The organism is Roseixanthobacter liquoris (assembly GCF_043195135.2).
Lineage (GTDB): Bacteria > Pseudomonadota > Alphaproteobacteria > Rhizobiales > Xanthobacteraceae > NCEH01.
On record NZ_CM195537.1, the window covers coordinates 1,333,033 to 1,357,835 of the forward strand.

At 68.1% G+C, this 24,803-nt stretch carries 21 protein-coding genes, 1 pseudogene and 1 riboswitch; of the genes and pseudogenes, 8 read left to right on the forward strand and 14 right to left on the reverse strand.

All coding sequences use genetic code 11. The annotated features are described in order from the left end of the window. Positions 1–387: 387 nt before the first annotated feature. Entirely contained in the window at positions 388–1,098 is a 711-nt protein-coding gene (locus tag V5F84_RS06020; RefSeq protein ID WP_394042448.1) for a L,D-transpeptidase family protein, read from the reverse strand. Positions 1,099–1,394: 296 nt separating this feature from the next. On the opposite strand from V5F84_RS06020, the gene V5F84_RS06025 reads away from it, so the two are divergent. After that, the gene (locus tag V5F84_RS06025) at positions 1,395–2,408 is read left to right on the forward strand and encodes an aldo/keto reductase (protein ID WP_394042344.1); all 1,014 of its coding nucleotides are present in this window, start codon (positions 1,395–1,397) and stop codon (positions 2,406–2,408) included. 92 nt (positions 2,409–2,500) lie between these two features. On the opposite strand, the gene V5F84_RS06030 is transcribed toward V5F84_RS06025, so the two are convergent. Genes V5F84_RS06030 through V5F84_RS06050 form a run of 5 tightly spaced genes read right to left on the reverse strand, consistent with a single transcriptional unit; the run spans position 2,501 to position 7,282 of the window. Continuing rightward, a complete protein-coding gene (locus V5F84_RS06030; protein ID WP_394042447.1) occupies positions 2,501–3,367 on the reverse strand; it encodes an ATP-binding cassette domain-containing protein in 867 nt (288 codons plus the stop codon). Positions 3,368–3,383: 16 nt separating this feature from the next. After that, complete coding sequence (ssuC, locus tag V5F84_RS06035; RefSeq protein WP_394042343.1) at positions 3,384–4,160, reverse strand: aliphatic sulfonate ABC transporter permease SsuC; 777 nt, start codon at positions 4,158–4,160, stop codon at positions 3,384–3,386. After that, complete coding sequence (gene ssuD, locus V5F84_RS06040; protein WP_394042341.1) at positions 4,157–5,308, reverse strand: FMNH2-dependent alkanesulfonate monooxygenase; 1,152 nt, start codon at positions 5,306–5,308, stop codon at positions 4,157–4,159. The genes ssuC and ssuD overlap by 4 nt, the downstream gene beginning before the upstream one ends. 32 nt (positions 5,309–5,340) lie before the next feature. Continuing rightward, the gene (locus tag V5F84_RS06045; RefSeq protein WP_394042340.1) at positions 5,341–6,297 is read right to left on the reverse strand and encodes a sulfonate ABC transporter substrate-binding protein; all 957 of its coding nucleotides are present in this window, start codon (positions 6,295–6,297) and stop codon (positions 5,341–5,343) included. 22 nt (positions 6,298–6,319) lie between these two features. Then, positions 6,320–7,282, reverse strand: a complete 963-nt coding sequence (locus V5F84_RS06050) for an aliphatic sulfonate ABC transporter substrate-binding protein (RefSeq protein WP_394042339.1) — start codon at positions 7,280–7,282, stop codon at positions 6,320–6,322. A 1,093-nt stretch (positions 7,283–8,375) separates the two neighbouring features. Here V5F84_RS06050 and V5F84_RS06055 point away from each other — a divergent pair. After that, positions 8,376–8,720, forward strand: a pseudogene (locus V5F84_RS06055) (winged helix-turn-helix domain-containing protein); the annotation flags it as partial. Positions 8,721–8,796: 76 nt separating this feature from the next. Here V5F84_RS06055 and modC read toward each other — a convergent pair. From modC to modA, 3 genes are read right to left on the reverse strand one after another with little or no spacing between them, the layout of a single operon-like run. Continuing rightward, positions 8,797–9,873 carry a molybdenum ABC transporter ATP-binding protein gene (modC, locus tag V5F84_RS06060; protein WP_394042338.1) on the reverse strand — a complete coding sequence of 359 codons (1,077 nt, stop codon included), beginning with the start codon at positions 9,871–9,873 and terminating at the stop codon, positions 8,797–8,799. Continuing rightward, positions 9,870–10,571, reverse strand: coding sequence for a molybdate ABC transporter permease subunit (gene modB, locus V5F84_RS06065; protein ID WP_394042337.1), 702 nt, complete (start codon positions 10,569–10,571; stop codon positions 9,870–9,872). The genes modC and modB overlap by 4 nt, the downstream gene beginning before the upstream one ends. Positions 10,572–10,620: 49 nt before the next feature. Continuing rightward, positions 10,621–11,418: a molybdate ABC transporter substrate-binding protein gene (gene modA / locus V5F84_RS06070; RefSeq protein WP_394042336.1), complete on the reverse strand. Its 798-nt coding sequence runs from the start codon at positions 11,416–11,418 to the stop codon at positions 10,621–10,623. A gap of 157 nt (positions 11,419–11,575) precedes the next feature. On the opposite strand from modA, the gene V5F84_RS06075 reads away from it, so the two are divergent. From V5F84_RS06075 to V5F84_RS06085, 3 genes are all read left to right on the forward strand, one after another. Next, positions 11,576–11,785 carry a TOBE domain-containing protein gene (locus V5F84_RS06075; RefSeq protein WP_394042335.1) on the forward strand — a complete coding sequence of 70 codons (210 nt, stop codon included), beginning with the start codon at positions 11,576–11,578 and terminating at the stop codon, positions 11,783–11,785. Between the two features lie 130 nt (positions 11,786–11,915). Beyond that, a complete protein-coding gene (locus V5F84_RS06080; RefSeq protein WP_394042334.1) occupies positions 11,916–12,818 on the forward strand; it encodes a LysR family transcriptional regulator in 903 nt (300 codons plus the stop codon). A 270-nt stretch (positions 12,819–13,088) separates the two neighbouring features. Then, positions 13,089–14,294, forward strand: coding sequence for an NAD-dependent formate dehydrogenase (locus V5F84_RS06085; protein ID WP_394042333.1), 1,206 nt, complete (start codon positions 13,089–13,091; stop codon positions 14,292–14,294). 217 nt (positions 14,295–14,511) lie between these two features. On the opposite strand, the gene V5F84_RS06090 is transcribed toward V5F84_RS06085, so the two are convergent. Beyond that, positions 14,512–15,096 carry a histidine phosphatase family protein gene (locus V5F84_RS06090; protein ID WP_394042332.1) on the reverse strand — a complete coding sequence of 195 codons (585 nt, stop codon included), beginning with the start codon at positions 15,094–15,096 and terminating at the stop codon, positions 14,512–14,514. Between the two features lie 110 nt (positions 15,097–15,206). Further along, positions 15,207–15,360: riboswitch (adenosylcobalamin (AdoCbl) riboswitch) on the forward strand. On the opposite strand from V5F84_RS06090, the gene V5F84_RS06095 reads away from it, so the two are divergent. Together V5F84_RS06095 and V5F84_RS06100 are read left to right on the forward strand one after the other, a co-directional pair. Next, positions 15,361–15,597 (forward strand): CbtB domain-containing protein, encoded by a 237-nt coding sequence (locus V5F84_RS06095; RefSeq protein WP_394042331.1) that lies wholly within the window; start codon positions 15,361–15,363, stop codon positions 15,595–15,597. It begins immediately after the preceding riboswitch. Between the two features lie 12 nt (positions 15,598–15,609). Continuing rightward, positions 15,610–16,461 (forward strand): CbtA family protein, encoded by an 852-nt coding sequence (locus tag V5F84_RS06100; protein WP_394042330.1) that lies wholly within the window; start codon positions 15,610–15,612, stop codon positions 16,459–16,461. 310 nt (positions 16,462–16,771) lie between these two features. On the opposite strand, the gene V5F84_RS06105 is transcribed toward V5F84_RS06100, so the two are convergent. From V5F84_RS06105 to V5F84_RS06120, 4 genes are all read right to left on the reverse strand, one after another. After that, positions 16,772–17,338: a winged helix DNA-binding protein gene (locus tag V5F84_RS06105; protein WP_394042329.1), complete on the reverse strand. Its 567-nt coding sequence runs from the start codon at positions 17,336–17,338 to the stop codon at positions 16,772–16,774. A 152-nt stretch (positions 17,339–17,490) separates the two neighbouring features. After that, the gene (locus V5F84_RS06110) at positions 17,491–18,474 is read right to left on the reverse strand and encodes a TRAP transporter substrate-binding protein (protein WP_394042328.1); all 984 of its coding nucleotides are present in this window, start codon (positions 18,472–18,474) and stop codon (positions 17,491–17,493) included. A 38-nt stretch (positions 18,475–18,512) separates the two neighbouring features. Beyond that, positions 18,513–19,826 (reverse strand): TRAP transporter large permease, encoded by a 1,314-nt coding sequence (locus V5F84_RS06115; protein WP_394042327.1) that lies wholly within the window; start codon positions 19,824–19,826, stop codon positions 18,513–18,515. Positions 19,827–19,829: 3 nt separating this feature from the next. Further along, on the reverse strand, positions 19,830–20,378 hold the full coding sequence (locus V5F84_RS06120) for a TRAP transporter small permease (protein ID WP_394042326.1): 549 nt from the start codon (positions 20,376–20,378) through the stop codon (positions 19,830–19,832). 477 nt (positions 20,379–20,855) lie between these two features. Here V5F84_RS06120 and V5F84_RS06125 point away from each other — a divergent pair, with 477 nt between their 5' ends. After that, complete coding sequence (locus V5F84_RS06125; RefSeq protein ID WP_394042325.1) at positions 20,856–24,641, forward strand: hydantoinase B/oxoprolinase family protein; 3,786 nt, start codon at positions 20,856–20,858, stop codon at positions 24,639–24,641. The last annotated feature ends 162 nt before the right edge of the window (positions 24,642–24,803 follow it).

The window sequence follows — 24,803 nt, forward strand, 5'->3', positions numbered from 1 at the left end:
AGCGCTCACCCAGCTCTCGGCGCGTGCTGAGGCCCGCAGGCGAACCGGCACGCTCCAACAAGCGTCATGAGCCCGCCGCCCGGGCAAGCCCCGTGTCCAGCCCCCGTGTCCAGATACGCCCGCCCCGCAGGGCAAGGGCCGATCGACACCCAGCGGCCCGGTTTATCGTCGAGGCGCCAGGCAGCAGGTGCGTGCTTTTGTCGTTCTTTCACCGGTCGTCATGGCCGGGCCTGTGCCGGCCCTCCACGCCGGGCCACTCGCGCGGACCTTGAAACGCCGATGCCATCGGATCCGCGTGGATCACGGGCCAAGCCCGTGCATGACGATAGCGCTTGCAAGGGCGCCAATGCTCTTGAAAGGGCGCCGGGCTAGGAATGTCGATCCGACCTAGGCGGCCAGGACGACCACCTTCGTCTTGACCGGCGTGCGGTCGTACAGATCGATCATGTCCTGGCTGAGCAGGCCCACGCAGCCGCTCGTCACGCCCGAGCCGATCGACTCGGGATCGCTGGAGGCATAGATCGTGTAAAGCGTGTAGACGCCGTTCTGGTAGAGATGCAGCGTGCGCGCGCCGAGCGGATTGTCGAGGCCGCCCGGCATGCCGTTGGCCCATTTGGCCGCCTCGGGCTGGCGCTTGATCATCTCCTTGGGCGGCGTCCAGGTCGCCCATTCGCTCTTGCGCCCGACATAGGCGTCGCCGCTCCACAGGAACCCGGCGCGGCCGACATTCGCCCCATAGCGGGTGGCCTTGCCCTCGTCCTCGATGCGGTAGACATAGTAATTGCTGGGATCGACGATGATCGTGCCGACCGCTTCCTTGGTCTCGTAGGGAACGGTCTTGCGGAAATATTTCGGATTGACCTTGCTGACATCCACCGCCGGGATCGGGAATTTCTCCGTCGGCACCGGCCCGTAGACCTTCTGCGCCTCGGCGAGGCTCATATAGTCGGAAGAGGCGCAACCGGCGAGGGCCAGCGCGCCGAACGTCGCGGCCGAGCCCGCCAGAAACGAGCGGCGGTTGAGATGTCCCGCCCGAGGCGCGATCAGGGCGGCCTCGTTCGTCTTGCCGGCACCGGCATTCCGATCGTGCATGATCATGATTTCGTCGTGTCCCATGTCCGTGTGCCGGGCAGAAATTCCCGTCTGCCCGGCGAAATTCCCATCCGCCCGGCGAAATACTCCGGCACGCCCCCGCCGGGCGTCTTGCGGTGCGGAGATTGCCGACACTCGGCGCCCCTGGCAAGCTCTGGCTTTCGCCGCCGCGCGCGGCCCCCTCTCGGGAGGGGGCGTCGCCCTGCCGCCCCCATGCCCCGGCCGCGCGTTTCCTCGCGGGGCTGGACCGTTCCTCCATGGCGTGAAACAGCTGAAGCGAAAGCCCTCACGAGGATCAGACGATGGCACTCAGAGATATTCTTCCCGGCAAGCTGGGCTTTGGCGCCGCTCCGCTGGGCAACATGTTCCGCGACATTCCCGAGCAGGAGGCGCTGGCGACGGTGGAGGCCGCCTGGACCGACGGCATCCGCTATTTCGACAATGCGCCCTTCTACGGCGCGGGCCTTGCGGAGATCCGCATGGGCGAGGCGCTCGCCGGCAAGCCGCGCGACGAATACGTCATCAGCACCAAGGTCGGCCGCATCATCCTAGACGAGGTCGAGGACGTCAGCGCCCGCGATCTCGGCGAGAAGGGCGACGTCTTCAAGCACGGTCGCCCGAATACGATCGTGAACGATTATTCGGAGGACGCGACGCTGCGCTCCATCGCGGACAGCCTGAAGCGCCTCAAGACCGATCGCATCGAAATCGCCTTTGTCCACGACGTGGCGCAGGATTTCTTTGGCGACACGTGGCTCGCCATGTTCGAGAGCGCGCGCAAGGGCGCGTTCAAGGTCCTGGATCGCCTGCGGGACGAAGGCGTCATCAAGGCCTGGGGCCTCGGCGTCAACCGCGTCGAGCCGATCGAGCTTCTGCTGGCCCTGGATGAACCCCGGCCGGACGGCTTCCTGCTCGCCGGGCGCTACACGCTGCTCGACCATGACCGCGCCCTCCAGCGGGTGATGCCGATGGTCGCCGAGCGGGGGCTCGGCATCGTGGTCGGCGGTCCCTACAGCTCGGGTGCGCTGGTGGGCGGGCCGAACTTCGAATATGCGCCCGCACCGCCGGCCATCCTCGCCAAGGTTGAGCGCATCAAGGCCATCGCCGACCGCTATGGCATCAGCATGAAGGCGGCCGGGCTCCAGTTCTCGCTGGCCAATCCGGCGGTCGCGGCCGTGATCCCGGGCGCCAGCCGGCCAAGCCGGATCGCCGAGGATCGCGCGGCGCTCCAGGAAGTGATCCCCGGCGCCTTCTGGCGCGAGCTGCGGGACGCGAACCTCGTGAGCCGGGACGCGCCGCTGCCCCTCGCCGATTGATCGTCCGCAGCGCGGCCGGATGCTTGCCGTCCGGCCGGACGGCGTGGAGAGGGGGCGGTGTCTCACCCCCACCCCCACCCCCGCGCCCCGGCTCAGGCCCCGCCGCCCAGCAGCCGCTCCAGGATGCGCCCTTCCAGCTCGGCCAGTTCCGGCGCGCCGCGGCGGCGCGGGCGCGCGATCGCCACTTCCACGTCGAGGGCGATCCGCCCCTCCTCGATGAGCACCACCCGGTCCGCCAGGGCCACCGCCTCCGACACATCGTGCGTGACCAGCACGGCGGTGAAGCCCTGCTGGCGCCAGATGCGCTCAAGCAGGAACTGCATTTCGATGCGGGTGAGCGCGTCGAGCGCGCCGAGCGGTTCATCCAGCGCGAGAATGCCCGGCCGGCTCGCCAGGGCACGGGCGAGCGCGACGCGCTGGCGCTGGCCGCCGGAGAGCACCGCCGGCCATTCGCCGGCCCGGTCCGCAAGGCCCACGTCGGAGAGCAAGGCGAGGGCGCTCGCGCGCCGCGCGGCCTTGTCCCTGAGGTGGGAGAGCCCCACTTCCACGTTCGCCGCCACGCGGGCCCAGGGCAGAAGGCGCGGCTCCTGGAACATGACGCGGGTGAGGCGCGCGCCGGTCCGCGGCACGCCGTCGCCGAAGGTGATGGTCCCGGCGGTGGGCGCGTCGAGGCCGGTCAGGAGCCGCAGCAGCGTGCTCTTGCCGCAGCCGCTCTTGCCGATCACCGCCACGAACTCGCCCGCCTTCACGCTGAGGTCGATGTCCTGGAGCACCGGCTTGGAGCCGAAGGCCTTATTCACGCCCTTCAAGGTGAAGGCCGCCCCGCCCTGGGCGGCGACCTGCGGGGCCGTGGCGCCCCGCGCGTCCGCGCTCGCATCCGGAAGGAAGGGATTGGGGAAGGGGGCGCCTTCGAAGCGGACGCCGGGCCTGAGTGCCGCATCGGCGTTTCGTACGGCCATGGTCATGGGGGGTGCCTCACTGGAGTTGGAATGCGGGGTGCCACTGAAGGAACACGCGCTCCAGGAGGCGGGCGGCGCTGTCCGCCAGCTTCCCGAGCAGCGCGTAGATCAGGATCGACAGCACCACCACGTCGATCAGGAGGAATTCGCGGGCCTGCATGGCCATGTAGCCGAGGCCGGACGAAGCCGAGATGGTCTCCGCCACGATCAGCGTGAGCCACATGATGCCGAGCGCATAGCGCACGCCGACAAAGATGGAGGGCAGCGCCCCGGGCAGGATCACCCGCGTGAACAGCTCGCCCCGCGACATGCCGTAGATGCGCCCCATCTCGATCAGCTGCGGGTCCACCGTGCGGATGCCGTGCAGCGTGTTGATGTAGATGGGAAAGAACACGCCCAGCGCGACCAGGAAGAGCTTGGCTTCCTCGTCGATGCCGAACCACAGGATCACCAGCGGGATGAGCGCCAGATGGGGAATGTTGCGCACCATCTGCAGCGTCGTGTCCGAGAACGCCCGGCTCGCGCCGGACAGGCCGTTGGCGAGCCCCAGCGCGAAGCCGATGGCTCCGCCGAGGGCAAAGCCCGTCAGGGCCCGCCACGCGGACACATAGATGTGCCGGAAGATCTCGCCCGAGGCGGTGAGCTTCCAGAGCGCGGCGCCCACGTCCGACGGGGCCGGCAGCACGTTCTTCGGGATCTCCCCGAGCCGCGCCGCCACCTCCCAGCCCACCAGGAGGAGGACCGGGAGGAGCCACCCGACCCCCTGCCGGGAGAAGCGTTTCAGGGCGCTCATGACGCCACTTTCAGGCGCGAGCCGCCGTGCGCGCCCACCGCGAACTCGTTCGCCACATTGCGGTTGAAGGCGGCGGACCGGCCGAGCCCGAGCGCGGGGAACAGCAGCTCCGCCACGCGATAGGCCTCCTCCAGATGCGGGTAGCCGGAGCCGATGACCGTATCGATGCCGAGGTCCTGATATTCGGCGAGGCGCGCGGCCACCTGCTCGGGCGTTCCGACCAGCGCCGTGCCGGCGCCGGAGCGCACGAGGCCGACGCCCGCCCACAGGTTCGGCGAGACCACGAGCCGGTCGCGCCGCCCGCCGTGGAGCGCGGCCATGCGGCGCTGGCCCACCGAATCCATCTCGGTCTCGAAGCGCTGCTGGGCGCGGGCGATCTGCTCGTCCGAGATCCGGCTGATGAGCCTGTCGGCGGCGGCCCACGCCTCGTCCTCGGTCTCGCGCACGATGAAATGCAGGCGGATGCCGAAGCGCACGGCGCGTCCGGCGGCCGCGGCCTTCTTGCGCACCTGGGCGATCTTCTCCTTCACGCCGGCGGGCGGCTCGCCCCAGGTGAGATAGAGGTCGGTCTGGTTCACCGCCAGGTCCTGGCCAGCCTCGGAGGAGCCGCCGAAATAAAGCGGCGGGCGGGGCCGCTGCACCGTCGCGAAATCGAGCCGCCCGTTCTCGATGCGGTAGTAGCGGCCGTCGAATGTCACCGTCTCGCCGGACACCAGCCGTTCCCAGATCTCGAGGAATTCGGCCGCCTGGGCATATCGCTCGTCATGGCCGAGGAAGAGGCCGTCGCCCGCCAGTTCGGTGGGGTTGCCGCCCACCACCACATTGAGCAGGAGCCGCCCGTTGCTCGCCCGGTCGAGGGCGGCGGTCTGGCGCGCGGCGAAGGCGGGGGTGGTCACGCCCGGCCGCAGGGCGACCAGGAACTTCAGCCGCTCGGTCACCGCGGCAAGGCCCGCGGCGGTGATCCAGCTGTCCTCGCAGCTCTGGCCGGTGGGCAGCAGCACGCCCGGAAAGCCGAGCCGGTCCACCGCCTGGGCGATCTGCTTGAAATAGCCGAAGTCCGGCGGGCGCTGGCGGGTCTCGGAGCCGAGATAGGCGCCGTCGCCGTGGGTGGGGATGAACCAGAAGAAATTGAGCGGATCATGGGCCATGGCGGCCTCCTTCAATGGGATCGAGGGTGGGCTCAGCTCTGCGGGCGCACCCACACCGCGTCCTTGACGACGATGGCGCGGGGGATGAGGCCGAGCTTGAAGAAGCGGTCCGCGGTCTGCTGCTGTCCGGCGATCACCGCGTCGGTGAGCGGATAGACGCCGAACACCTGGCGGTCGGCGGCGCGGGTCTGGGCGGCGATATCGACGCCGGTCACCTCGGCGAGCACCTTGGCCACCTCGGGGCGATGGGCATCGGCCCATTGGGCGCTCTGCTTCAGGGCCTCTTCCGCCTTGAGGACGAGGGAGGGATGGGCGGCGGCGAAGCTCTTGTTGGCGAGGAAATAGGTATTGACCTGCAACTCGTCCTTCGTCGTGGTCAGCACGCGCGGGGCGTGGCGCTGTTCCGCGATGGCGAAGAACGGATCCCAGATCGACCAGGCGTCGATCTTGCCGCTGGCGAAGGCGGCGGCGGCATCGGCCGGGCTGAGATAGACCGGCGTGATGTCGGAATAGGCGACGCCGGCCCGCTCGAGCGCGGCCACAAGCAGGTTCTGTGCGCTGGAGCCCTTGGTGACGCCCACCTTCTTGCCCTTCAGCTCGGCCACCGCGCGCACCGGGCTGTCGGCCGGAACGAGGATCGCCTCCCCGGCGCCGTTGGAGGGGAGCGCCGCCACATAGACGAGGTTGGCGCCGGCCGCCTGGGCGAAGATGGGTGGGGCATCGCCGGTCCAGCCCACGTCCACGGCGCCCGCATTCAGGGCCTCCAGGAGCGGCGGGCCGGAGGGAAATTCCACCCAGCGCACGCTGACCCCCTCGGGGGCCAGGGCTTTCTCGATCAGTTGCTGCTGGCGGGTGATGACCGGCAGGCCGGCCTTCTGGAAGCCGACGCGGAATTCCTTCGGCGCGGTCTCCTCGGCCTGGACCGGCGAGAAGCCGGCGACGGTGAGCGCCAGCGCCAGAGCGCCTGCGAGGCGGGAAATCGGGATCATGACACTATCCTCGTGGAATGGCTCAGGAGCGTGCGGCCGACCAGACGATGTCGGACACGGCGATTTGCCTGGGGATCAGGCCAAGGGCGAAGAAGGTGTCCGCGATCTCCTGCTGCTGGCGCACGATCTTCTCGCTGATCGTGTTGAGCTGGATGGGATAGCGGGCGGTGGCGATCTTCTGCACCTCCAGTTCGACACCGGTGACCTGGGCGGTCAGCGCGGCGAGCTCGTCGCGATGCGCGGCGGCCCAGGCGGTCACCTGCCGCAATTCGTCGAGGGCGGCCTGGAGCACGGCGGGGTACACATTCGCGGTGGTGCGGTTGGCGAGATAGAAGGTGTGGCTGGCGAGCCCGTCGTCGGTGGTGACGATGGCGCGCGCCCCGTGGCGGGTCTCGGCGATGGCGTAATAGGGATCCCACACGCTCCAGGCATCCACCCGACCCGAGGAGAAGGCGGCGACCGCATCCGCCGGCGGCAGATAGACTGGCTCGATATCGGCGAACGAGAGGCCGACCCGCTTCAGCGCCTGCACGGTGAAATTGTGCGCCGAGGAGCCCTTGGCGATGGCGACCTTCTTGCCCTTCAGCTGCGCCACGGAGGTGATGGGCGAGGTCTTCGGCACCAGGGTCGCGGACTGGGTGGCGGGCGCGCTTGCCACATAGACCAGGTTCGCTCCCGCGGCCTGGGCGAAGATCGGCGGCGTGTCGCCCACCGTGCCGATGTCCACCGCGCCGGCGCTGAGCGCCTCCAGCAGCGGCGGGCCGAACTGGAATTCGACCCAGCGCACGTTCTCGACCCCGAGCGCCTTCAGGCGCTTTTCCAACGTCTGCTGCTGGCGGGCGGCCACGAGGATGCCGCTCGACTTCTGGTAGCCGACGCTGAACTCCTTCGGCGGGCTTGCCGATTGAGCGCAGGCGCCGCGGAGGCCAAGGGCGAGCGCGGCTGCGCCTGCCGAGCCGGCGAGGAATTGGCGTTTGCTGATCATGGACGGGCTCCGGTCAAGCGGATCGGGCGATTTGCGGGATAGACGGGGACGCTGCGCCGGGCCGCGGCCGCCTCCTTCGGGATGCGGATGGGCGAGGGCCGGCGGGCAGGGCCGGGAAAGCCGGGGCTGCTTTGGCTCATGCGTCTGCGCCGCGGCGGACGGGCACAAGGATGGCGACAGGCATAAGGATGCGTTCGTCGGCAGGGCCGACGCCTTCCTGGAAGCGATGGGGGAGAAAGGGGCGAGCGGCAGCGGACAGCGGGCGGCTCACAGCCGCGCGCTGCCCTTCGTACACAGGCGGATGGGCGGATGGATCAACGTCATCTGCGCCTCGCGTGGGCCGGTCGCTTCAGAGCGCGGCTGGCCAGAGCGAAATCATCTGGCCAGTGCGGGCTCCAGGGGACGGAAGGGGGCGGTGACGCCGCGCCTTCCGGGTACGCCTGGAACACTGTCCGAAGGAAAAGCAGCGGTCAACCTATTTGCTACTAAATTTATCAATTTAATTTACATGGACCGGATGCGGCCGTCGTCTCTCAACGGGCTGCGACCGGACCGGGCTGCTTGCAAACGCTGCGCGGTGTCCGTGCGAAGGCAAAACGCGGCGATGCCCCGCAGATCGGAGACGAAAGGCGCCTGTTTGCGCGGTCGGTCGGCGCTATTCTGTGCGGCGAGAGCATGTTTGAAGATTTTACTGCGCAAAATGCTTTTCTAGTTTTGGAAGGATGAGATGTGTGTGTTTTGAGGATGACGGAATAATCGGGAGGTATAAGTATAATATTTTGAAACCACTTAATTTGTTCGGGTGGTTTCCAGTTTTCGGACGACGAAATCAGCATATATAAAAGCGCCCGGATTTTTGGTATGCGTCCCCACCGTGACCGGGACCGCGGGTGCGCGACCGGCGACACGTCCTCCACCGGTTTGGCCAATGACCACCAGAACGCCCCGCCGCCGTCCCTCCCCACCCCTGAAAGGCGCCCTCGTTCGGACGAGATAAGCGCTTCATCATCCGTCCGGCGACGCGCATCGCCCCTGCATCCGGTGGGGCAGGGAGGGGGCGCGAGACCGCAAAAACCGCGCGAGACCGCCGCACATGCCGAAGCTCATCATGCGGATCGACTTCCCCCCCGAGGATCGTCTGGGGCGTGGCAAGATCGAATTGCTGGAACAGATTCGCGCCGAAGGCTCGATCACCAGTGCCGGGCGGGCCATGGGCCTGTCCTATCGCCGGGCCTGGATGCTGGTGGCGGCGATGAACCGCATGTTCGCGACGCCCGTGGTGGAATCCAAGCGCGGGGGCGGTGGGGGCGGTGGCGCCGCGCTCACCGCATTCGGAGAAGAGCTGATCGTCCGGTTCCGCGGCATGGAGGCGAAGGCGCGCGACGCGATGGCCGAGGATATCTCCTGGCTCGAAGCGCGCTATGTGCCGCCGGCCGAGGAGGCGGGGAGCTCCGAGGATGGGGCGGGCGCGGACGGGGCGGGCGCGGATGGGGCGGGCGAGGACGCGCCTTGCCCTAACGCTCCGCCAGCGCCACGGACTTGACCACGGCGAACACCCCCATGCCCGGCTGAAGGCCGAGCATCTCGCGCGAGAAGGTGGTCAGCCGCGCCAGCAGGGATTGCCCGCCGCACACCAGGCGGATGTCGACCATGCCGTCGGCCGGCTGGCCGATTTCCGCGATTTTTCCTTCGAGCACGTTCAGCGCGCTGAGCCCTTGGGGCGGCGTGAGCGCGATCATCACGTCGCGGGCGGGAATGCGCACCCGCACGCTGGCGCCGGGAGGCTGGTCGCAGAGCGGCACCCGCATCTGCCCGCTGCCGGTGTCCAGCACCGTCATCCGGTGCACGGGATCGTGGGCGGCGATCCTGGCCTCGATCACCGCCCCGCTCTCCGCCCGCCCGGTGGCCGCCACGAGATCCGGCTGGGTCAGCACCTGGTCGGCCGAGCCGATGGCCACCGCGCGCCCCTCCACCAGCACCACGATGGTGGAGGCGAGGCGCGAGACCTCGGCCAGGGAATGGCTGACATAGACGATGGGAATGTGGGTCTCGTCCCGCAGCCGCTCCAGATAGGGCAGGATCTCGGCCTTGCGCGCCTCGTCGAGCGCGGCGAGCGGTTCGTCCATCAGCAGCAGGCGCGGTTCGGACAGCAGCGCCCGGCCGATGGCCACGCGCTGCTTCTCGCCGCCGGACAGGGCGTCGGGCCGCCGGTCCAGCAGGTGGCCGATGCCGAGCAGGTCCACCACCTGCGTGAGGTTGCCCTGGCGCAGGGCGGCCGGCGCGAACCAGCGGCCGAACAGCAGGTTGCGCCGCACCGAGAGATGCGGGAACAGCCGCGCTTCCTGGAACACATAGCCGAAGCGCCGCTTGTGCTTCGGCACATAGATGCCGCGTTCGGTATCGACCAGCACCACGTCGTCGAACACCACCCGTCCGGCATCGGGCCGGATCAGCCCGCCGATGATGTTGACGAGGGTGGATTTGCCCGAGCCCGACGGCCCGAACAGAGCGGTGACCCCGGCATGGGAGGCAAAGCGCGCGTCGAGGGTGAAGTCGCCCAGCTTCAGCTTGGCTTCGACCAGCAGCGTCATCGCAGGTCCGCCTTCTGGCCGGCCAGGCGGGCGAGGATTTCCGAGGCGATCAGCGCCGCCATGGAGATGGCCACGGAAATCAGCGTCAGGCGCAGCGCCCCGGCATCGCCGCCCGGCACCTGGGTGAAGCTGTAGATGGCGGCCGAAAGGGTCTGCGTCTCGCCGGGAATGTTCGAGACGAAGGTGATGGTGGCGCCGAACTCGCCCATGGCTTTGGCGAACGAGAGGATCATGCCGGCGATCACGCCCGGCAGGATCAGCGGCAGCGTCACGGTCAGGAACACCCAGACGGGGCTCGCGCCGAGCGTGCCGGCGGCGTCCTCCAGCTTGCGGTCCACGGCCTCGATGGAGAGGCGGATGGTGCGCACCATGAGGGGAAAGCCCATCACCGCGCAGGCCAGCGCCGCCCCGGTCCAGCGGAACGAGAAGACGATGCCGAAATGCGCATCGAGAAAGGCGCCGATCGGGCCGCGCCGGCCGAACAGCAGCAGCAGGATGAAGCCGGTCACCACCGGCGGCAGCACCAGGGGCAGGTGGACGATACCGTTCAGCACCGATTTGCCCCAGAAGCGGCCGCGCGCGAGCGCGAGCGCCATCAATATGCCGAAGGGCAGGCTGGCCAGCATCGCCACGGTGGCGATGCGCAAGGTGAGAACGACCGCGGTCCATTCATCGGCGCTGAGAGGCAGGAAATCCACGCAGGTCTTCCGTAAAGGCGGAGGTGGGACGGCGCGCGCGCCATTCCCCTCACTTTAGGATGGTGAAGCCCTGCTTCTCAAATGCCGGCTGTTCCTTGGCCGAGCGCATGAAGGCGAGAAAGGCGGCCGCGTCCGGGTTCTTCGAGCCCGCGACCAGCGCCGCCGGATAGATGATCCGCGGGTGGCTGTCTTCCGGGAAGGTGCCGACGATGGCGACGCTCGGGTCGGCGGCGGCGTCGGTCTGGTAGACGATGCCGTAGGGCGCTTCGCCGCGCGAGACCAGCAGCATGGCGGCCCGCACGCTTTCCGCGCCCGCGACCTTGCTCTCCACGGAGGGCCACACATCGAGATAGGTCAGCGCCGCCTTGCCGTATTTGCCGGCGGGCACGCTGTCCACCGACCCCATGGCGAGGCGCCCGCCCTTCAGCAGGCCGGCGAGGTCGAAGCCCTTCTTGATCTCGACCGGCTTGGCATTGTCCTTGGGGGCGATCAGCACCAGGCGATTGCCGAGAAAGTTGAACCGGCTTCCGTCCTGGATCAGCTTGCGGCTGGCCGCATAGTCCATCCAGTCGAGATCGGCGGAGATGAAGATATCCGCCGGCGCGCCGGCCTCGATCTGCTTGGCGAGCCCGGAGGAGGCGGCATAGGAGATGCGCGTGGTCTTGCCGGTTTCCTTCTGCCAGTCGGCGGCCACCGCATCGAGGGCGTTCTTCAGGCTGGCGGCGGCGAAGATGGTGACCGGCTCGGACTGGGCGTGGGCGATTCCGGCCAGGGGAACGGTGCCGAGCCAGGCGCCGCTCAGGGCGACGCATGCGATCTTCAGCCAGGTGCGGCGGGCCAGATTCATTTTCCCTCTCCGAATGCGGTGCCTTGGTGCAGCGCGATATATTTTGAAATATAACGCCGCGACGATTTTCGCTAGCGATATATTTTCTAAACTATGTCGATGTGAGGCGTGGCGGGCTGGAACCCACCGGGCTCCGCGCCATCTTTGGAGGGTGATCATGAAGATCAGTGCGCGGAATGTCTTGAAGGGCAAGATCCTGGAAATCACCAAGGGCGCGACCACGTCCCACGTGCGCCTCGACCTCGGCGGCGGCGCGACCGTGACCGCCTCCATCACCAATGAGGCGGTGGACGAGCTGAAGCTCGAAGTCGGCCAGGATGCCGCCGCCATCATCAAGGCGTCGGATGTGATGATCGCCGTCCATTGATCGGTGACGGGAGCCGCCGCGGGCGGCTCCCGTTCCCTCCGGCCGCGCCCTTGGCGGGGGCGTTCGTGCGGGGGCGGGCGGCGGCTTCATCGCACCCACGGCCGGCCCGCGTTGGAAGAGGGTTTTCCCGATGTTCGTCCGTCAGCTGCATTATCTCCTGGCGGTTGCCCGCGAGCGGCATTTCGGCCGGGCGGCGGAAGCCTGCAACGTGTCCCAGCCCACCTTGTCGGCCGGCCTGCGCAAGCTGGAGGAGGAACTGGGCCAGCCGCTGGTGGTGCGCGGCCACAGGTTCCTGGGGCTCACCGCCGAGGGCGAGCGCATCCTCGTGTGGGCGCAGCGGATCGTCGCCGATTATGACGGGCTGAGGCAGGAATTGTCCGGCCGCGGCGCCGGCCTCGCGGGGCAATTGCGCATCGGCGCCGTGCCCGCCACCTTGCCGGCGATCCCGCCCCTCGTGAACGCGTTCTGCGCGCGGCATCCGGACGTGCGGGTGCAGATCCACTCGCTGAGCTCGGTGGCGATCCAGCGCGGGCTGGACGATCTCGACCTCGATGTGGGCGTGACCTATCTCGACACCGAGCCGTTGAGCCGGGTGAGCGGGTTCGCGCTCTATGAGGAAGCCTATGTCTTCGTCACCGCGCAGCCCGGCGGCTTTGCCGGCCGCGATACGATCAGCTGGCGCGAGGCGGCGCAAAGCCCGCTCTGCCTGCTGACGCCCGACATGCAGAACCGCCGCATCATCGACCGCGTGCTGGCGGAAGCCGGCGTCGCCTCGCGCGCCCGCATCGAGGCCAATTCCTTCTTCGGCATCTGGTCGCAGGTCGCCTCCGGGGCGTGGGCGAGCATCGTGCCGCAGACCCATGTGTCCAGCTTCGGGCGCATCGAGGGCGTGCGCGCGCTGCCCTTGGTGGATCCGGTCCGCACCGAGGCCGTGGGCCTCGTCGCCACCGGCCGCGACCCCAAGCCGCCGGTGGCCGATGCCTTCCTGCGGATTGCGCGCGGCTTCGTCCAAGGCGCGGTCCGCACGCTCTGAGGCGCGCACGGCGCGCCGGCAGGGGGCGGTTGCTGGAATTGCTCCATCATTGCCTTCGCCTATGAATTCTTGCGCCCAATCGATTGGACGCGCGCGGTCCACCGGTTTTCACTGAACAGGTCGGAGCGGCTTCGCGCGCCAAAGCGCGCCGCCCCGGACGCGGAGCAGGCCGCATGGCCTCAGGCGTGCGGCTGCTCCGCCCCCAGCCAAAGATCCGGCATGCCGAACGCCTTCGCGGCGAACGCTCCGGCCTGCCTTCAGGAGGAAACCATGGCCAAAATTGTCTGCGTTCTCTACGACGATCCCGTCGACGGCTATCCCAAGAGCTATGCCCGCGACGATCTTCCCAAGATCGACCATTATCCCGGCGGCCAGACCCTGCCGACCCCGAAGGCCGTCGATTTCCAGCCCGGCACCATGCTGGGCAGCGTCTCGGGCGAGCTCGGCCTGCGCAAATATCTGGAATCCCTCGGCCACACCCTGGTCGTGACCTCCTCCAAGGACGGCCCCGACAGCGTGCTGGAACGCGAGCTGCACGACGCCGAGGTGGTGATCTCCCAGCCCTTCTGGCCGGCCTATCTCACCAAAGAGCGCATCGCCAAGGCGCCCAAGCTGAAGCTGGCTCTCACCGCCGGCATCGGCTCCGACCATGTGGACCTGCAAGCCGCCATCGACGCCAAGGTCACGGTCGCCGAGGTCACCTATTGCAATTCCATCAGCGTCGCCGAGCACGTGGTGATGATGATCCTCGGCCTCGTGCGCAATTATCTCCCCTCCCACGACTGGGTGCGCAAGGGCGGCTGGAACATCGCCGATTGCGTCGCGCGCTCCTATGACGTGGAAGGCATGCATGTGGGCACGGTGGCCGCCGGCCGCATCGGCCTTGCGGTGCTGCGGCGCCTCAAGCCGTTCGACATGCACCTGCATTATACCGACCGCCACCGCCTGCCGGCCGAGGTGGAGGCCGAGCTGAACCTCACCTGGCATGCCAGCCGCGAGAAGATGTACGGCGTGTGCGACGTGGTCACGCTGAACTGCCCGCTGCATCCCGAGACCGAGCACATGATCAATGAGGAGACGCTGAAGCTGTTCAAGCGCGGCGCCTATCTGGTCAACACGGCGCGCGGAAAACTGTGCGACCGCGACGCCATCGTGCGCGCGCTCGAAGGCGGCCAGCTCGCCGGCTATGCGGGCGACGTGTGGTTCCCGCAGCCGGCGCCGCAGGACCACCCCTGGCGGACCATGCCGCACCACGGCATGACGCCCCACATCTCCGGCACCTCGCTCTCCGCCCAGACGCGCTATGCGGCGGGCACGCGCGAGATCCTGGAATGCTATTTCGAGGGCCGGCCGATCCGCGACGAATATCTGATCGTGGACGGCGGCAAGCTCGCCGGCGTGGGGGCTCATTCCTACAGCGCCGGCAATGCCACCGGCGGTTCGGAAGAGGCGGCCAAGTTCAAGAAGGCCGGCTGATGCGAGGACCCGATCCGATCAGGCCGAAATAGTCCGGCGGCGCCGGGTTTGCGGCGCCGCCGGCCCTTGGGTGTTCTTTTTCCTCTTTCCTCCCCGCCTTGCCGGGGCGCGCGGCATGTCATTGCGCCGCGCGGGAGGGACCGCGTGGCGCGTGTCGCTCGCGGGCCTTCCCGCCCGGTGTGCCGCCCGCTCCGGCATCTTTCCCCATCGCGGCGCGTCAGGCGTCGGGCGCCTCGTCCAAAGGCTGGCCCAGGGTGCGCAGGGTCCAGCGCCGTCCGTCGGTGCGCAGGTCGGTCAGGCTCAGCGGGGCGATGTCGATCTGCCAGAAGGCCGCTGCCGGGGCATCGAGCAGGCGCACCAGCACGGCGCGGATCGGTGCGGCGTGGGTGCACGCGATCAGATGGCCATGGCCCCCGCGCTGGGCGTCGAGCCATTCTCCCATGCGGGCCAGCAGGGCCTCGAGCGATTCGCCGCCATGGGGAGCGGCCCCCGGCGCGCCGCGCCACAGGGCGAGCGCGCCGGGATAGGCGGAGTCCACCTCGGCGAAGGTGAGGCCGGCCCAATGCCCACACTCCCAGTCCCGCAGATCCCCATCGGCCTCGGCCTCCCAGCCCAGGGCCTGCGCGGTCTCGCGGGCGCGCAGGGCCGGCGAGGCGAGCACGCGATCCGGCCGCCGCAGCCGGCCGCGCCAGCTTTGTGTGCGCGCGAGGGCCCGCGGCTCCAGCGGTTCGTCGCGCGCAAAGGCGCCGGCCCGCATGGCGGCGGTCGCACCGTGGCAGATCAGCGTCAGGCGATTGGCCATGGCGACGGGGCAACCTCGCGGCATCGGGCGGGGACAGGGAACGGCGGCCGGCGCGCCGGAAGGTCCCGGTTTGCCACATTGTTTGTTTGACATAACCGGCCGCACGCCAATAGTGTCGATGCTTCGCTGCGGGTGAGGAAGTCGGTGAGAATCCGACACGGTCGCGCCACTGTAAGCGGCAAGCCATTCCGGCTCTGCCGCAAGTCAGACCCGGCCCGCAGGGTTTCGTTCGATTTCGGGACGCGCAATCCCAGGAGACAGATGATGGCCGAGGCCCTTCTTTCCGGTTCCGCCCACGGCGCCCAAGGCGCCACCCAAGCCGGTGCGCAGACGATTTCCGTCAGCGAGCTGCTCCCCTGGGCGGTGTTCGGCGGCTTGCTGATGCTGCTGGCGCTCTATTTCGTCGGCGCCGAGCAGGGCGCGACCTCTCTCATTCCCGGCATGTACGTGCACGAATACCTGCACGACGCCCGCCACCTTCTCGGCTTCCCCTGCCACTGAGGGGGCTTGCACATGGTTGGGTCTCTCCTGCTTCGCGGGATGCTTGTCGGCGTCCTCGCGGGCCTGCTCTCCTTTGGATTCGCGCGCGTCTTCGGTGAACCGGCGGTCGCTCGCGCCATCGCCTTCGAGGAAGCGCATGCGGAAGGGCCGGCGCCCGCCGCCGCTCCCGCATCCCCGGCGGCGACGCCGCATGTCCATGCCGACGGCAGCACGCATATGCATGCCGCCGCCCCGGAACCCGCCGCGGCCGGCCATTCCCACGGCGGCGAGGAAGAACTCGTCAGCCGGTCCACCCAGGCCGGCCTCGGCCTGATGACGGGGATGGTGGTCTATGGCGCCGCCATGGGTGGCATCTTCGCCCTCGTGTTCGCGTTTGCGCTCGGGCGGGTGGGTCCGCTGTCCCCGCGCGCCACGGCGGTGCTGCTGGCGCTGGGCGGATTCCTGGCCATCGTGCTGGTTCCGGCGCTGAAATATCCCGCCAATCCGCCGGCGGTGGGCGATGGGGCGACCATCGGCTTCCGCACCCAGATGTTCTTCCTGATGCTGGCGGCTTCGCTGGTGGCGCTCGCGGGCGCCGTGCTGCTCGCCCGCCGGCTGGCCGCGCGCTATGGCGCCTGGAACGGCACCGTCGCTGCGGGCCTCGCCTATGTGGTGGCGATCGCTTTGGTGCAGGCGGTGCTGCCGACCATCAACGAAGTGCCGGCGGAGTTTTCGGCCGCGCTGCTGTGGGAGTTCCGGATCGCCAATCTGGGCATCCAGGCGGTTCTGTGGGCCACCCTCGGACTGGCCTTCGGCCCGCTCGCCGAGCGCAGCCTGCGCGCCCGCCGCGGCGTCCGCCTCGCTCCGGCAAGTGCGCTGCGCTGAGGCTGGGGCGCTGCGCTGGGGGGGGGGGGGCGAGAGGTAGCCGGCGCCGGGCGCGCGGGCGAAACCCTCTTTGCCGAACTTCGCCGAAACGTTCCGAAATGCCGGTTTCATCGGGCGGAAAGGCGCGGTGAAGGGCCACGAAACCCCTGTTCGTCTACGCCAAGCCATTGTTTCACGTGAAACATTTTCTGGACGTCGGACGCGTCCAGGGCTTTCGCGGGCAGCAATCCGGGCCCGTTTGCCCGTCCTCGCGCCGTACGAATCCATATATGGCGCGGCCGCCTGCCAGGGCGCGGCGGGTTGATCGGTCCTAGAGGCTCGCGGCGGCCCGTGCCGCCTGGTCATAATGGCCGGAGAGGGTACGCAGCAGGGCCGCGACCTCCGAGAGTTTTTCCGGCGAGATGCCTGTCGCGGCAACGGTTTGCGTCAGCAGCGCCTCGCGCACCTCGCGGTAGCGCTGGCACGCCTGCCGGCCTTTCTCCGTCGCCGCCAAGGTCTTCTCCTTGCCGCGCCGGCCCCCGGAGACGAGCCCCAAGGCCTGGAGCTTCTTCGCCGCATAGGTGACGAGGTGGGTGTCTTCCACATCCAGCACCAGGCACAGATCGGCGATGGTCTTCGCCCGGTCGCGATGGGCCACATGGTGCAGCACCAGCACATCCAGCGACGACAGGTCCGGCAAGCCGGCCGCCGCCATGCAGCGGACCATCCAGCGCTGATAGCCGTGGGTGATCATGTTGAGGCCGAATTCCAGCTCCGACAAGGCCGGCAGGGCGCCGTCGGCGAGATGCGCCGAGGAGACGATGGAGCCGACCGGGCCGGAAGAGATGGTGCGATCGGCTTCGCCGGCCGGTGCGGAGGAGGCGGGGCGTCGGGTCATGCGGCTTGGCGTCCGGCTGGTCTTGCGAGCGGAAACGCCCCGGCGCGACAAGCCGGGGCGGAGTTTTGGGGCGCGGGGGCAAGGCGCGGCCGCGCCTGCGATTCGGCCGGCCCACCGAGGCCGGCCGGTCGCATCATGCTACGCCGCCGCGCTCATTTCTTGAAGGCGGCGAGGGCGGCTTCCCCGTCCGGGCCGGCCTTCTTGATCCAGTCCGCGGTGAGCTGGGCGCCGATCTTCTCGAACCCGGCCCGCAGCTCGGCGGAGGGCGGCTCCACCTTCATGCCCTTGGCCTGAAGCTGGTCGACATACCATTTGCTCTTCTCGATGGAGCTCTTCCAGCCGCGTTCCTCGGCGGCGGCGGCGGCCTTCAGGACCGCCTCCTGGGTCGGCTTGTCGAGCGCCTCGAACGCGGCCTTGTTCACGAACACCATATTCTTCGGCAGCCAGGCCTGGACGTCGTAGAAATAGGGGATGCTTTCCCAGATCTTCACGTCATAGCCGGTGGCGGCGGAGGTGATGAGGGCGGTGACGACGCCGGTGGCGAGTGCCTGCGCCAATTCGGCCTGCTGCACGGTGACGGACTGGGCGCCGATCATGTCGCCGATGCGCGAGGTGCCGACATTATAGGCGCGCCATTTGGCCCCCTTCAGATCCTCGACCTTGGTCACCGGATTCTTGGAGAAGATGCCCTGCGGCGGCCAGGGCACCGCGTAAAGCACCATAAGGCCCTGCGCTTCCATCTTTTTCTCGACGAACGGGCGCGAGGCCGCCCAGAGCTTCTTCGAGCTTTCGTAGGAGGTCGCGAGGAACGGCACCACGTCGATGCCGAAGATCGGATCCTCGTTCTCGTGGATCGACATGATGACCTCGCCCGCCTGGGCCTGGCCGGTCGCCACCGCGCGCTTGATCTCCGGCGCCTTGAACAGGACGGCGTTGGGATGCAGCGTGATCAGCAGCTTGCCGCCGGACAGGGTTTCCACGTCCTTGGCGAACTGGGCGATGTTCTCGGTGTGGAAATTGTCCGACGGATAGGCGGACGGGAGGTTCCACTTGGTCTGGGCGAGCGCGGGCGCCGCCGAGAGCGTGGCGATGCCGGCGGCGACGAGCGCCGGTGCGAGGAAACGCAAGCGTGCCATTTTGTATCCCTCTTCTGGTTGGCTTTGACGGCGATGGATCATCCGGGAAACGCCCAGTGCGGGAGCACCAGGACGATCTCGGGGAAGGTCGTGATGATGATGACCGCGACGTTGAGCAGAATGAAGAATGGAAAAGCAGCCTTGGCCACCGAGAGCGTGTCGCGCCCGCTCATGTTCTGGAGCACGAACAGGTTGAAGCCCACGGGTGGCGTAATCTGCGCCATCTCGACGTGGATGACGAGGTAGACGCCGAACCAGACGAGGTCGAAACCCGCCTGCTTCACCATCGGCAGCACGATCACCGCCGTCAGCACGATCATGGAGATGCCGTCCACCAGGCAGCCCAGGATGATGTACATGACGGTCAGGGCCAGGGCGAGCTTGCCCGGGGTGAGGTTCAGCCCCTGCACCCATTCCGCCAGCGCCACCGGGATGCCGGTATAGGCCATGGCGGCGGTGGTGAAGGCCGCGCCGGCTATGATCAGCATGATCATGCAGGACAATCGGGTGGCGCTCATGACGCTCTGGATGAATGCCGACCAGGTGAGCGTGCGGCTCCAGGCGGCGAGGGCAAGCGCGCCCATCACGCCCCAGGCCGCGCATTCGGTTGCCGTGGCGAGCCCGAGGATGAGCGAGAGGAACACCCCCGCGATCAGCAGCAGGCACGGCACCAGGCGCGCCGACTGGCGCATCTTCTCGCGGAACGGCAGCGGGGGGTCGCGCGGCGGCGACTTGGACGGGTTCAGCAGCGACCAGATGACGATGTAGCCGCTGTAGAGCGCCATCACCAGCAGGCCCGGCAGGAAGCCGCCCAGGAACACCTGGAGCACCGAGACATTGGCCGTAACCGCATAGACCACCATCGGAATCGACGGGGGGATGAGCAGGCCGAGCGTGCCCGAGCCGGCCAGCGTGCCGATGCTCATGCCCTTGTCATACCCGCGCTTGTCCAGTTCCGGCAAAGCGATCTTGCCGATGGTGGCGCAGGTGGCGGCGGACGAGCCCGAGACGGCGGCGAAGATGCCGCAGCCGAGCACGTTCACATGCAGCAGGCGGCCGGGAAGCCATTGCAGCCACGGCGCAAGGCCGCGGAACATCTCTTCCGACAAGCGTGTTCGGAACAGGATCTCGCCCATCCAGATGAACAGCGGCAGGGCGGCGAGCGTCCAGGAGGCGGTGGCGCTCCACACGGTGGTGGCGAGCACCTGGCCGATGGGCACATTGGTGGTGAGGACCATCGCGGCGAGCCCGACGATGCCGAGCCCGAAGGCGATCCAGACGCCGCTGGCGAGGATCGCGACGAGAAGCAGCAGCAGCACGATGGAGAGCTGCGCCAGATCGAGGTGCATCATGGCTCAGACGCCTCCGCCGGCGGCGATGCGCTCGACCAGTTCATCGGGCGAGGTGGCGGGTTCCTTCTCGTAGCGGGGCCGGTTGCCGCCGGCCACATGGACGAACTCGTCCAGCATGGCGATCAGCAGGATCACCAGCCCGGCCGCGTAACCGCTCTGGGGAATCCACAGCGGCACGGCGATCACGCCCTGCGACATGTCCTTGAAGAGCATGGATTCATAGGCGAGCTGCACGGCGTTCTTCGCGAAATAGGCGAGAAAGGCGATGCCGATCGTGAGGGCCAGCAGTTCCGCCGCCTGGCGTGAGCGGCCGTGGAGCCGTTCGAGCAGCAGGCCGACGCGGATCATGTCGCCGGCCTTGAAGGTGTGGGCAAGGCCGAGAAAGGCCATGGCCGCCATACACCAGGCGGTGAAATCGTCACCGGCGGGAACGTTGAGGCCGAATTCGCGGCCGGCGGAAAGGGCGATCATCAGGCCGAAGATCGCGAGCAGGAAAAGCCCGGCCAGGATGCCGGAGAGAAGATAGAGCCCATCGAGCGCCTTGCGGATCATGCGCGCCCTCCGTAGCCCGGCTGGTGGCGGCGAGCGGCTATGTCCGGAACCTTCGCGGCGCTGCGCGCACGCGTCTCCTGCCGCCGTCGATGGCGGAATTCTTCGCTGATCATCTGAACCCCTCAAAGGTCTGTGCGGCCCCCTTCGGGCGATGCCCTGGGTGCTCTCGAAAGATATGCTGGCCCGACATCATCATTTCGTCAACAAAATGTTGACGTTTTTTATCCTCCGTGACTTCATTCATTCCGCGGCCCGCCACCGCGAGGCGTCGAGCTTATGCGCGGTGCGGCAGAGTGGGCCAGAAGGATCGAGAATAGGAAATTCTAATTTTCAGCTCATTCATGCCGAAATCGGTATCAATTTCCGATGGGGTGCGAGGGGCCGGATTCAGCAGCGCGGACGGCTTCGGCCGTGCAGAAAACGGGCCAGCCGGAATCGGCGCGATGCCGCGACGATCAGAGGATGCAGGGGACAGACATGGTGATGACGGCGGACGCGGAGCTTGCCTCGGGCAAGCGCGGCACTTGGGAGTTCTGGATCGACCGTGGCGGCACCTTTACGGACATTATCGGTCGCCGTCCGGACGGTTCGCTGGTGGCGCACAAGGTGCTTTCTGAGAATCCCGGCGCCTATCGCGACGCCGCCGTGCACGGAATTCGCGAACTGCTGGGCCTCGCGGCGGACGCGCCGATTCCCGCGGGCCTCGTTTCTGCCGTCAAAATGGGCACCACGGTGGCGACAAACGCGCTTCTGGAGCGCAAGGGAGACCGCACGCTGCTGGTGACGACCCGCGGCTTCAAGGATGCCCTGAGGATCGGCTACCAGGCCCGGCCGAAGATCTTCGCCAAGAAGATCGTGCTGCCGCAAATGCTGTACGAGCGTGTGCTGGAGGTGGAGGAGCGCGTGCGCGCCGATGGCACCGTGGAGGCCGCCCCCGACCTCGAGGCGGTGCGCGCGAGCCTTGAGGAGGCACGCGAGGCCGGCATCGTGGCGGTGGCGATCGCCTTCATGCACGCCTATCGCTTCCCCGAGCACGAGCGGCAGGTGGCCGCGCTGGCGCGGGAGATCGGTTTTCCGCAAGTGTCCGTGTCACACGAGGTGTCCCCGCTCATCAAGCTGGTGGGGCGAGGCGACACCACGGTGGTGGATGCCTATCTTTCGCCGATCCTGCGTCGCTACGTGGGGCAGGTTGCGCAGGAGCTGGCAGGCTCCTCGGCAAAGGCCTCCCCCCTTGCGGGGCAGGGTTCGGAGGGGGGTATCTCCCCGCTCGCTCCGGCTCTGGGTGCATCGAGCGCCGCCCTACCCCCCTCCCTCCCCCACAAGGAGGGAGGGGGTGGCGAAGCTGAATCCGACCCCGATCCGATCCGCCTCATGTTCATGATGTCCTCGGGCGGCCTCACCGCCGCCGACCTGTTCCAGGGCAAGGATGCGCTGCTGTCCGGCCCGGCAGGTGGCGTGGTCGGCGCGGCGGAAACCGGCGGCATCGCCGGGCTTGAACGCATCATCGGCTTCGACATGGGCGGCACCTCCACGGACGTGTGCCATTTCGACGGCGAGCTGGAGCGCGCCTTCGATACGGAGGTTGCCGGCGTGCGCATCCGCGCCCCCATGATGCGTATCCATACGGTGGCCGCGGGCGGCGGCTCGATCCTGCATTATGACGGCGCGCGCTTCCGCGTCGGCCCGGACAGCGCCGGCGCCAATCCGGGCCCTGCCTGCTACCGGCGCGGCGGGCCGCTCGCGGTGACCGACGCCAATGTGATGCTCGGCAAGCTCATTCCCGATTTCTTTCCGAAGATTTTCGGACCAAACCAGGACCAGGCGCTCGACGCGGATGCGGTGCGCGAAAAGTTCGCGGCGCTGGCGGCCGAGATTGGCGACGGCCGCACCGCCGAGGCGGCCGCCGACGGCTTCATCACCATCGCCGTCGAGAACATGGCCAATGCCATCAAGAAGATCTCGGTGGAGCGCGGATACGACGTGACGCGCTATGCGCTGACCTGTTTCGGCGGCGCGGGCGGCCAGCATGCCTGCCTGGTGGCCGACGCGCTCGGCATGATGACCGTGCATATTCACCCCTTCTCCGGCCTGCTCTCGGCCTATGGCATGGGGCTCGCCGCCATCCGCGCGCACCGCACCAAGGCGGTGGGCGTGCGCCTCGCGCCCGAGGCGCTGTCCGCGCTCGGGGAAACCCGCGACGCGCTCGCGGGTGAGACGGCGGCGGAACTCGTCGGCCAGGGCATCGCCGCGGCCGACGTGGAGACGCAGGCGAAACTGCACCTGCGCTATGAAGGCACCGACACGCCGCTGTCCGTGACGCTCGCCGACGTGCCCGCCATGCTGCGCGAGTTCGAGGCCAAGCATAAGGCCCAGTTCGGCTTCGTCTCGCCCGAGAAGCCGGTGGTGGTGGAGGCCATCGAGGTGCAGTCCTCGGGCGGGGGCGCCGGCATCGCCGAGGCCGACCACCCGCTGAGTGAAGGCGCGCCGAAGGCCGATCGGACTTCGCGCTTCTATTCGCGCGGCGCATGGCACGAGGCGCCGGTGGTGCTGCGCGCGGCGTTCCGGCCCGGCATGGTGCTGGAAGGCCCCGCCATCATCATCGAGCCCAACCAGACGGTGATCGTCGAGGCCGGCTGGCGGGCACAAGTCACCATCAAGGATCACCTGCTGCTCACCCGCGCCGTCGCCCTGAAGCGCGCCGAGGCGGTGGGCACCCATGCCGATCCGGTGATGCTCGAAGTGTTCAACAACCTCTTCATGTCCATCGCCGAGCAGATGGGCGTGACGCTGCAGAACACCGCCTATTCGGTGAACATCAAGGAGCGGCTGGACTTCTCCTGCGCCGTCTTCTCCGGCACCGGCGAACTGGTGGCGAATGCCCCGCACATGCCGGTGCATCTCGGTTCCATGGATCGCTCGGTGGAGACGGTGATCCGCGAGAACGAGGGTGCGATCCGCCCCGGCGACGTGTTCGCGCTCAATGCCCCCTATAACGGCGGCACGCACCTGCCGGATATCACCGTGTGCTCGCCGGTCTTCGACGATGCGGGCACCGAACTGTTGTTCTGGGTCGCCTCGCGCGGCCATCATGCGGACGTGGGCGGCGTCGCCCCAGGTTCCATGAGCCCGCGCGCCACCATCATCGAGGAAGAAGGCGTCTATATCGACAATTTCAAGCTGGTGGACCAGGGCCGCTTCCGCGAGGCGGAGCTCTTAGACCTGCTCTCGGGCGCGAAATATCCCGCCCGCAATCCGGTGCAGAACGTGGCCGACCTCAAGGCGCAGATCGCCGCCAACGAGAAGGGCATCCAGGAACTGCGCAAGATGATCGCGACCTTCGGGCTCGATGTTGTCACCGCCTATATGGGCCACGTGCAGGACAATGCGGAAGAGAGCGTGCGCCGCGTGCTCGATCGTCTCAATGACTGCGCATACAGCTATGAGATGGACCAGGGCACGGTGATCAAGGTGAAGATCACCGTGGACAAGGCTGCGCGGCGCGCCACGGTGGATTTCACCGGCTCCTCGCCGCAGCAGCAGACCAATTTCAACGCCCCGGCCCCGGTGACGCGCGCCGCCGTGCTCTATGTATTCCGCGTCATGGTGGAGGACGAGATCCCCATGAACGCCGGCTGCCTGCGGCCCATCGATATCGTGGTGCCGCAGGGCTCCATGCTCTCGCCGGTCTATCCCGCCGCGGTGGTGGCGGGGAATGTGGAGACCTCCCAGGCGGTCACCAATTGCCTGTTCGGCGCGCTCAAAGCCATGGGCGCGTCCCAGGGCACCATGAACAATCTCACCTTCGGCAACGAGAAGATCCAATATTACGAGACCATCTGCTCGGGTTCGCCGGCGGGCCCCGGTTTCGACGGCACGGATGCGGTGCATGTGCACATGACCAATTCGCGCCTGACCGACCCGGAAATCCTGGAAACCCGATTCCCCGTGCTGCTGGAGGATTTCCACGTTCGGCCCGGCTCGGGCGGGCGGGGACAATGGAACGCCGGCGCCGGCACCTACCGCCGGATCCGCTTTCTGGAGACGATGGATTGCGCCCTGCTGTCCTCGCACCGCCGGGTGCGGCCGTTCGGCGTGGACGGCGGCGAGTTCGGCGCAGTGGGGGAAGGCTTCGTGCGCCGCAACGACGGGTCCTACGTCGTGCTCGAAGGCTGCGACCAGACCGTGCTGGAAGCCGGCGAGGCGGTGATCGTCATCACACCGACGGGCGGCGGCTTCGGGGACCCGGCGCTGCGCAAGGGATGAGGACGCAAGGGGTCGCGAAAGGTCGGGAGGGTATCGCCCGCGCATTTCGTGCGCGGGCGATGGTGTCATCGCCTTTTGATCCCGATCAATAGCGATACCTCCACGGGGACTAGACTGCATCGCCAGACTTTGGCGCGCGTTTACGATCCGCGGAGAAATCCC